This is a genomic window from Apibacter sp., from assembly GCF_025291155.1.
Classification (GTDB): Bacteria; Bacteroidota; Bacteroidia; order Flavobacteriales; family Weeksellaceae; genus Apibacter.
Window position 1 is genome coordinate 1 of sequence record NZ_JAMBJZ010000086.1, and the last position, 8,857, is coordinate 8,857.

10 protein-coding genes and 1 pseudogene are annotated in these 8,857 nt (G+C 28.8%); 6 read left to right on the forward strand and 5 right to left on the reverse strand.

Translation table 11 applies throughout. The annotated features are described in order from the left end of the window. Positions 1-285, forward strand: a pseudogene (locus tag M3Z80_RS08110) (hypothetical protein); the annotation flags it as partial. 16 nt (positions 286-301) lie between these two features. Then, complete coding sequence (locus tag M3Z80_RS08115) at positions 302-457, forward strand: hypothetical protein (protein ID WP_293919066.1); 156 nt, start codon at positions 302-304, stop codon at positions 455-457. Positions 458-583: 126 nt separating this feature from the next. Here the strand turns inward: M3Z80_RS08115 and M3Z80_RS08120 are convergent, their stop codons facing one another. Continuing rightward, on the reverse strand, positions 584-1,339 hold the full coding sequence (locus M3Z80_RS08120; protein ID WP_293919068.1) for a LytR/AlgR family response regulator transcription factor: 756 nt from the start codon (positions 1,337-1,339) through the stop codon (positions 584-586). 406 nt (positions 1,340-1,745) lie between these two features. After that, positions 1,746-3,569, reverse strand: a complete 1,824-nt coding sequence (locus tag M3Z80_RS08125; RefSeq protein ID WP_293919070.1) for a tetratricopeptide repeat-containing sensor histidine kinase — start codon at positions 3,567-3,569, stop codon at positions 1,746-1,748. 165 nt (positions 3,570-3,734) lie between these two features. Here M3Z80_RS08125 and M3Z80_RS08130 point away from each other — a divergent pair, with 165 nt between their 5' ends. From M3Z80_RS08130 to M3Z80_RS08145, 4 genes are all read left to right on the forward strand, one after another. Continuing rightward, entirely contained in the window at positions 3,735-4,907 is a 1,173-nt protein-coding gene (locus M3Z80_RS08130) for a VWA domain-containing protein (protein ID WP_293919071.1), read from the forward strand. Between the two features lie 22 nt (positions 4,908-4,929). Continuing rightward, positions 4,930-6,018, forward strand: a complete 1,089-nt coding sequence (locus tag M3Z80_RS08135) for a hypothetical protein (RefSeq protein ID WP_293919073.1) — start codon at positions 4,930-4,932, stop codon at positions 6,016-6,018. Positions 6,019-6,040: 22 nt separating this feature from the next. Continuing rightward, on the forward strand, positions 6,041-7,678 hold the full coding sequence (locus M3Z80_RS08140; protein ID WP_293919075.1) for a DUF4139 domain-containing protein: 1,638 nt from the start codon (positions 6,041-6,043) through the stop codon (positions 7,676-7,678). 65 nt (positions 7,679-7,743) lie between these two features. Further along, positions 7,744-7,899: a DUF4291 family protein gene (locus tag M3Z80_RS08145; protein ID WP_293919076.1), complete on the forward strand. Its 156-nt coding sequence runs from the start codon at positions 7,744-7,746 to the stop codon at positions 7,897-7,899. Between the two features lie 145 nt (positions 7,900-8,044). Here the strand turns inward: M3Z80_RS08145 and M3Z80_RS08150 are convergent, their stop codons facing one another. The 3 genes from M3Z80_RS08150 to M3Z80_RS08160 form a co-directional block, all read right to left on the reverse strand. Further along, the gene (locus M3Z80_RS08150; protein ID WP_293919077.1) at positions 8,045-8,353 is read right to left on the reverse strand and encodes a hypothetical protein; all 309 of its coding nucleotides are present in this window, start codon (positions 8,351-8,353) and stop codon (positions 8,045-8,047) included. A 1-nt stretch (position 8,354) separates the two neighbouring features. Beyond that, positions 8,355-8,591: a hypothetical protein gene (locus M3Z80_RS08155; protein ID WP_293919078.1), complete on the reverse strand. Its 237-nt coding sequence runs from the start codon at positions 8,589-8,591 to the stop codon at positions 8,355-8,357. 3 nt (positions 8,592-8,594) lie between these two features. After that, positions 8,595-8,857 (reverse strand): hypothetical protein (locus M3Z80_RS08160; protein ID WP_293919079.1); only part of this gene is annotated, 263 nt, incomplete at its 5' end.

Below are 8,857 nucleotides of genomic sequence, written 5' to 3' on the forward strand. Positions count from 1 at the left end.
AATTGTATGGTAAATGATATTAATTATGTGAATTTTTTTAAGAAAGATATTCTAATTCAGCATATAGATCATCTTAATGATACCTATTTTTATTACAGTGAAAATGGATTGCTTTACAAATCTGTTAAATTAGACTATGGAACAGAAACTATAGAAGAAACGTTTTTTAATTATGATGAAGAAGGAAACATAGTAAAAAAAGATATTTATCAGAATAAGGATTATAATAGCATTGTTTGTTATGATTTAGAAGGTAACGTAGTAAAAAATATACTACAAGGATGATGATGGATCAGAACATATGGTTACTGAATATACTTATGACGAAGATAATATATTAACAGGATCTTTAAAAGATAAGGACGTTCAGTGTGATTATACCTATAATAATTATAAAATTGTAATACTTGAAACCAAATGCTATAAAACTATTAATGATAAAGAATATAACAGTTAAAATGGAATAGGGAGGTATTGGAAACTAATAGGGCTAAACAGTACAAACTAATATCTGTAAAATTGATTGAAAGAGAAAATTATAAATATTCCGTATATTATAGAAGTAAAATACCAGTAAAATATCTTATTTATTTTTGAAAAGCTGTAAAAACTCTTGTTTATAACTGGATGAAATTTCTATTTCAGTAGAATCATCTAAAACGACATAACCACCGGAGCTTTTATGATATGATCTAATGAAATTTACATTAATAATATGGGACTTATGTACACGTATAAAAGGGTAGGAAAGAAGTTCAGAAAAATGTTTTAAAAAACGACAAACCATTTTTTTAGATCCATCAGCAAGGAAAATATCCGTAAAATTACCATTTCCCTGTAATCGCATAATAGTTCCGGCCTTAACTACCTCAAAACCTTCCAGAGTAGGAAGAATAATTTGCTGTTTTTCAGGATGAGATTCCTTAAAATTTTCAACAATAATTTTGTTCCGGTTAAAAATTTCCTTATTAAGAATATGTTGTTGAACTTTGTTCACTGCCAAAATCAGTTCCTCAATACTTATAGGTTTAAGAAGGTAATAAGCAGCACTTTGATTTAAAGCTTTTAAGGAATATTCAGAAAATGCGGTAACAAATATAGTCTCAAAATAAAGTTCCTTACAAGACTCCAAAACATCAAAGGCATTACCAAAAGGCATTTCTACATCAAGAAAGACCAATTGAGGTTCAAGATCATGAATAATATGTATAGCTTCCTTACAATTTTGGACAAACCCTATAACTTCTACCTGAGGACAGTACTTTGAAAGATAACTGCTTAGCGCATTTCTGGCAGCAGATTCATCTTCTACAATAATACTTTTTATAGTTGAAAGCATAGATCAAAGATATAAAATTCCGATTAATTAATAATTGTACTGCTTCTGGCAATTATCTTCCATTCGTTAGTAAAGTTTTTCCAAATTCTTAAATAACGATTATGTTGATCAATTGGTGGTTTCATCATTTCTCCTTTAATATTAACAACTACAGTGTCTATAGCGATATCATTTCCGATAAAATTAATTTTCTGATTATTTGCTTTTCATTTATCAACTTTTATAATTCCTGTACGATGAGATTCAAGATCCATCTCTTTAGTTATCACCTGACCATTAGGAATAGTAAAAAGCAATTCATCATGTATTAAGACTATCAAGTACCTGAATATTACCTTCAGTCATTGCATGTAATAGTTAGATTTCTTTTTCTTCAATTTGTTGTAGAACAGATCTATTCATTTTATCAGTTGTTTTTAATTTTAATATTTTTTGGAAATATTAGTTTTACAATTACTCCCGTTTTAGGTTTTCTCTTTTCAAAAATTTTTAGCTCTATTGAAACAGAGTAAAGTTTATTAAGAAGTAGTATTCGATCTTTCGTATTGGTCATTCCTCGGGATTTATGCAGTTTCTGATTCTCGGTTTTACTATCAGTACTTTGCTTTAATCCTATACCATTATCTTCTATAGTAACTATAATTTTATCATTAAATTGCTTTACGGATAATCTTAAGAATCCTTTCTCCTCCTTGTATCGCAATCCGTGCCATATAGCATTTTCCAGATTAGGTTGTATCAACATATTAGGAATATAAGTAGCGTCTGTATCCAGATTTTCATCTACTTCAATAAAATATGAAAATTTATCCTGAAAACGAAGTTCCTCCAATCCCAGATACTCTTTAAGTTGCTCCAACTCCTGAGTCAGTTTTATAAAATCTTTATTAGAATTTTCCATAATATTTCTCATGAGCTTAGAATAGGAAGTTAGATACTTATTAGCTTCTAACTCATTATTCTGAGCAATGAACTGGTTAACACTATTCAGGCTGTTAAATATAAAATGTGGATTCATTTCTCTGCGTAAAGATTGTAAAGCGATTTTTTTATTTTTCTTTTTGATAGAATATAAAGTCTTTATAATAAAAATAGAAAATATTGCAATGATAATGAGTAAAGTAATCAAGAAATAAGTGATAGTATTTTTTTTGCTTAATAATTCGTCTTGGAGAATACGCTCTTTTTCCAATTGTACAATTTTACTTTCACTTATCTCAAAAAGTTTACTGTCTACCAGAGAACTGTCAGATTTGATTAGCTGTTCAAGATTAGATAAAAATGTTTGATATAATTCTATACTCTTAGTATATTCTTTTTTATTTTGGTAAATAGTAACAAGTTGTTCCAGAATTCTTTTAGCTTCATAGGTTTGACCTTTCTTTGTAGCCAAATTATATGCCTTTTTAAGTAAATCAATACTTTCGGATTCTTTATTATTATTGAGATAAATTGAAGATAAAATTTGAAGCTGTTCTATTTCCGTCTTTATATCATTATCTTTTTGAACATTTTTTATTAGTTCAGTATTAATTTTTATAGCTTTATCAATTTGATTATCTAATATATAAACTTGAGCCATTTGGCGTTTTATGGCTGTTTCCGTTGTCTTATCTTTGCTATTTTCCAAGGCTTTTTCCAGATTAGTTAAAGCCAAATCTTTTTGGTTATTTTGTAAATTTATCTCTGCTAGTTGTTTGTAAGATTCCGTTTTTTCATCAGATAAATTTTGTTGTTCTGCCAGTTGAATATTTTGTTGTATATAATTAGATTGAATAGAAGGATTAGAATTGTTCCTTAAACGATTAGCATCATTAGAATTAATTTGTTTAAAAGTAACATCAGTAGAATTTTTACTAGCTTCATCATAATTACTAATTGCTTCTGAAAAATTATTCTGAGATTCCTGTATTCGTGCAATTCCTCTGCTGAGAGTTGCTATTTCATTTTTCTTTTTTTTCTTTGAATATAAAGCTTTAGCTTTTTCCAGATATTCCTGAGCTTTTGTATATTCTTTATTCCGTATTAATTCTTTAGCAAGGTTTTCATATTCTTTAGCAACTTCTTCATCACTTTTATTTTGATTCAAAGATTTCGATAGTCGCATAGCAGCACTGTTAACGCCTATATCTTTAATGTTTATGCTTTTATTCCCCAGAGTATCCTGTGAATAGATAGATAAACACCAGAAAATTGAAAATAAAATGCTATATAAATATTTATAATACATCTAATAACAGTATTATCAGTTTAATAATGTAAAGTAAAACAATTTTAAACATTTTAACTATAGAATTTACCCATTCATATAGACCATTTACCCATTCTTAATCTAGAAAGATTTTTTTTACTTATAGCTTTGTTACTATAAATGTAAGTAGTAAAAATCAATAGTATGAAAAAATTGAGTTTAATTATTTTATTAAATATTTTTGCTTTAAATTATCAATTCTCAGGGAAAGAAAATAAATATTCTCTGGAAGATAAGACCATAAAAGTTAGAGATCAAAATACTGAAGAAACTAGAATTCAAGTAGCTTTATTATTAGATACATCCAGCAGCATGGATGGGCTGATAGAACAGGCTAAATCTTGTTTATGGAATATTATAAATACTCTTACAACACTTAAATATAATGGGAAAACACCGGTGATAGAAATTGCCTTATATGAATATGGAAATAGTAATCTCTCAGAAGCATCCAAATATATTCGTCAGATAACACCACTTACCACTGATCTGGATTTATTATCAGAAACTTTATTTGCCTTAAAGACCAATGGAGGTTATGAATACTGTGGAGCTGTAATAAATGAGGCCGTAAAAAAATTAGATTGGGGAAATAACCCTTCCGATATGAAATTAATTTATATAGCAGGTAATGAACCTTTCAACCAAGGAAATATTTCATATATAGAAGCCATTAGCGATGCCCTTAAAAAAGATATTTATGTAAACACTATTCATTGTGGAGGATATGAAGAAGGTATAAGAGGATTTTGGAAAGAAGGAGCAGATAAAGGAAAAGGCAAGTATTTTACAATAGATTACAATCAAAAAATAAAATATATAGAGACACCTTATGATTTTAGAATACAAGAATGTAATGAAAAATTGAATTCAACCTATATAGGATATGGAAAAGAGGGTGCTGCTAAACAAACTAATCAGATTATTCAAGATCGAAATGCCCTAAATATATCTTCTTCAAATTATGCAGATAGGATTGTAACTAAATCTAAAACTGTTTATAAAAATGATTCCTGGGATTTAGTAGACAGGGTGAAAGAAGATGAAAAAGCAATTTCCAAAATAAATAAAGAAGATTTGCCCAATGAACTTCAAAATAAAACACAACAGGAGTTAAAAGAATTAGTCAAAGAAAAAATAAAACAGAGAGAAGAAATACAAAAAGAGATTACAGAATTATCTCAAAAAAGAGAAGAATATATAGATCAGGAAATGAAAAAAACAGGAGAAGATATACAAGAAGACTTGGGAAATGCAATTAATTCATCCATTATAGCTTTTGCTAAAGAAAAAGGGTACAGTTTGGAAAATAAGTAAGTAAATAATTAAAAATATACTTATGATAAAGTTTTTAGTTTTATGTTTGATTTTTTTATTTTTGCCTTTTCAGGCAGCAACACGTAAACAAATTCTAATAGGAGAAATTAATCACGAATTAAAAAATTTATCAGCACTGAAGATAGTAGTTTTTAAGCCTACAATATCCGAAGAAACAGAATATGCCTCAATGGTTATTCAGGCATTCAGGAACTATTTTGTTAAAAAACTCGCTTTTGATCTGAAGGATAGAGAAAATATTTCTATTGAAGTTATTTTAATTACAGATAAAGAAGGAAAAGGACAAATAATAGAGCAGAAAGAAGATCAAGGACAGGGTACTGTTTTCTTTGGCAAAAGTAAACAAGAAATAAAGTCATCTTTTTTCAATAAAGAAGGAATACAGATATATCCTACTAGAAGTAGTTCATTAAAAGAAAATCTGGAACTTCCATCCTTACTTGAAGCACAGTCAGATTCGGTTTTGTTTTTGCTGGATTTTGATAATACTATCGTTTTAAGAGATGATCAGTATAGAGGACAAGGAGAACATTTAAAACCTTTGGAATATAAAATTAAAGAATTATTGGGAATATCATATCCTAAAATCCTTCCGGAGGAAACATCTATAAATATAGGAGATAAAGCACCAAATATCTTACTTGAAGGAAGGAAACTTTCAGATTATCAGGGAATGATCCTAGTGTTAACTTTTTATCCGGCAGCATATAGTGGTATATTTGATACTTCTTTAATAACTAAAAGAATATCTGAACATCATCTGTCTATGATGTCCTGTGTCATGCATATCACTTCCTTTGATAGTTTATCCTCAAAAATAGGAGGTTTGGGGGCAGGATATTTTGCTGTCTCAGAATCAACGCCTGAAATATTGGCTAATTGGAAAGAGGTATTAGAAACCTACCATATTCAATATATCAACAATCCCGATTATTCTCTTTTAAAGTCACTCGGATCTTATAATTCCAACGGATATAATAAACGTGTTTCTGTAATCATAGATCAAAAAGGATATGATATATTGCCTATATCGATAATGATTAATGATTATAAGCTAGGTAAAAAGAAAGAAATTCAGGAAATAGTATAAAAACTAATGATTAATATATAATATGAAAAATTTTATTTTGATAAGTCTTTTTATAAGTACTTTGGGATACGGACAAAGTATTTTTACTACAGGAAAGGTAAAAGCAGCTACCGTTTATTTTAATGTAGCTGAAATCTCTCAGGAAGCAGGTGTTTACCTTTCTTCAGGAACTACTGAAGTTGTTATTGACAATGTTGCCAATAGTATTTATGAAGAAACAGTTCAAATATCAGCACCTCCTTATGTAACAGTAGTTTCCGTGCAGTATACGACAGATTATGGAAAAGAGTATAATAAGGAAACTCCTGAAATCAGAAGAATTTCCGATAGTATTATACTTGTAAAAAAACAGATAGAAAAGTTAAATTTAGAGAAAAATTCTTATGTAAAAACTATCGAATTGCTTGATAAAAATAAAGCTACTTATGACAAGATGGATGGAGGGGAATCCAAAATAGATGTTAATGCTCTAATTAAGCTAGTAGAATATTACAATTCTAAGAGATTAGAAATTAATGACAAAATATTTACTATTGATAAGCAAAAAGAAAAACTGTCTGATTTATTAGGAGAGTTGGATAAAAAAAGCAAAATAAATCCGGATAAAAATGAAAATAAGAAATCTACGGGAAAATTAATTATTCAATTATTGTCCACTCAGGAAGTGAAAACAACATTAAAAATTAAATACTTAACAAATAATGCTTCCTGGTATCCAATTTATGATTTGAGAGCTTCTGATACTTCAAAACCTATAGACTTATACTATAAAGCAATGATTTCCCAAAATACAGGAATTGATTGGAATGGAGTAAAATTAACCTTATCAAGTGGTATTCCTAATCAAAATAATCAGGCACCTATACTTAAAACATGGAGATTGGATTATATAAATAATAGGTATGCCAACTCCGTACATAGTGGTTTTTCAAAGTCAATATCGCGGGAGTCAAGGTCAGCATCGCAGTCAATGAGCTCCATTCAATCAATATCAGCAGATTACGAAGAGGCAAGCTTTGAACAAAAAACAGTAGATGCTGTAATTAATGAAAATCAATTAAGTATCTCTTTTGAAGTAGATGCCTTATATACAATTTTATCTAATGGAAAGCAACATAGTGTAGTATTGACAGAAACTAAAATTCCTGCCTTTTATAAACATTATTCAGTTCCAAAATTAGATATGGATTCTTATCTGATTGCAGAAATTAAAGAGTATTCAAAATATAATTTTCTGACTGGAGAAGCTAACATAATTTTTGATGGAGTATATGTAGGAAAAACAATAATAGATCCTAACCAAACGTCAGAGATACTTAATCTGAGCATGGGAAAAGATAAAAGAGTATCTATAAAACGTGAGAAAGTAAGTGAACTATCAACAACTAAGTTTCTTTCTTCCTATAAAGAACAGATATTCACTTATGATATAACCATTAGAAATAACAAAAAAGAGGAAATTGATTTACAGTTAAAAGATCAGTATCCGGTTAGTTCCCATAAAGATATAACCGTGGAACTATTACAATCCGATAAAGCATCTAATAATGAAGAATTGGGAGTATTAACCTGGACATTAAAATTGAAACCTAACGAAACTAAAAAAATCAGAGTGAGCTATAAAGTAAAATATCCAAAAGATAAACAAATCAATTTATAAATCTAATTTTATAAATAAACAAAAGCCAACTTTTAAAAGTTGGCTTTTGTTTATATTTGTATTCTATGAAAGAAAAAGAAATAAGAGTTGTTTTTGATAAAGAAACAATAACGGTATATCAAGCATATAGAAAAGAAATTGCTTTACCTGCTGTAAAAGCTCAAACTTTTGTACCTCCCTTTAAAGTTGAAAGAATGACTTGGATTAAACCTTCTTTTTAAATAATGAACTAGAAAAAGCAAATGATTAAACTTCTTCTTTAGGAAGTTTATCATTTGCCTAATCTTATTAAATGTATTATTGGAGCTGATTAAATTCAGTTTTTTGTATTAACAATTTAAGCCGTTTTTCATGTTCTTGAAAATATTAATACCTTAAATTATTAATTAATTCTAAATCTCCTGTTTTTACTGAAACATAATATTGCCCTCCAATAAAATTATATGCAATAAACTTATTTTCATTAAAGGACTCAATATTTATAAAGGGAGAATCTTGTGGTGGAAGTCCTTCAAAAATATCTTTTACCTGCCACACAATATCTCCATTAAAATCTTTACAAATTATATTATTATTAAATATAACTTTTAAGGGGACCTCATATAAAATGACTGTTAAATCTTTATAGCATAGTGTTTTTTGGACTTTAAAACTTTCTATCTCTATTTTTTTCATTTTATGGACATTTAATTAATTTTGATTCACCATAATTTTCAATAGGAATACGTTCTAACAGCTGAAATTGTTTAGCATTCACATCGGCTCCTCCAAAAATAGGGTTAACTCTACCTGATCGCATTCTTGTTCCTGTAGGAACTGTAACTTTTGTAATATGTGTAGGAATTTCCGGAAGGCTGTATTTAGCCTGAATTTCATCAGGAGACAATCCTCTAACAGCTAACAGCAGATTCACTCATCACCCAACCAGACCCGAAAACTTGTGAACTCGATGCGGGCTGTATTTAGCCTGAATTTCAGCAGGAGACAATCCTCTAACAGCAGATTCACTCATCACCCAACCTCCTACTTTGTTAGAACTACCATGAACTCTTACAAACACCTCTGGTTTGGTTGTAGTAAATTCAGTTACCTTAGTTCCTGGTTTATATGGAGGTTCATATTCTTTAGGAAAAGAAGCATTTGTTGCTTCAGCTGTTGTAACAATTACATTTGTTGACC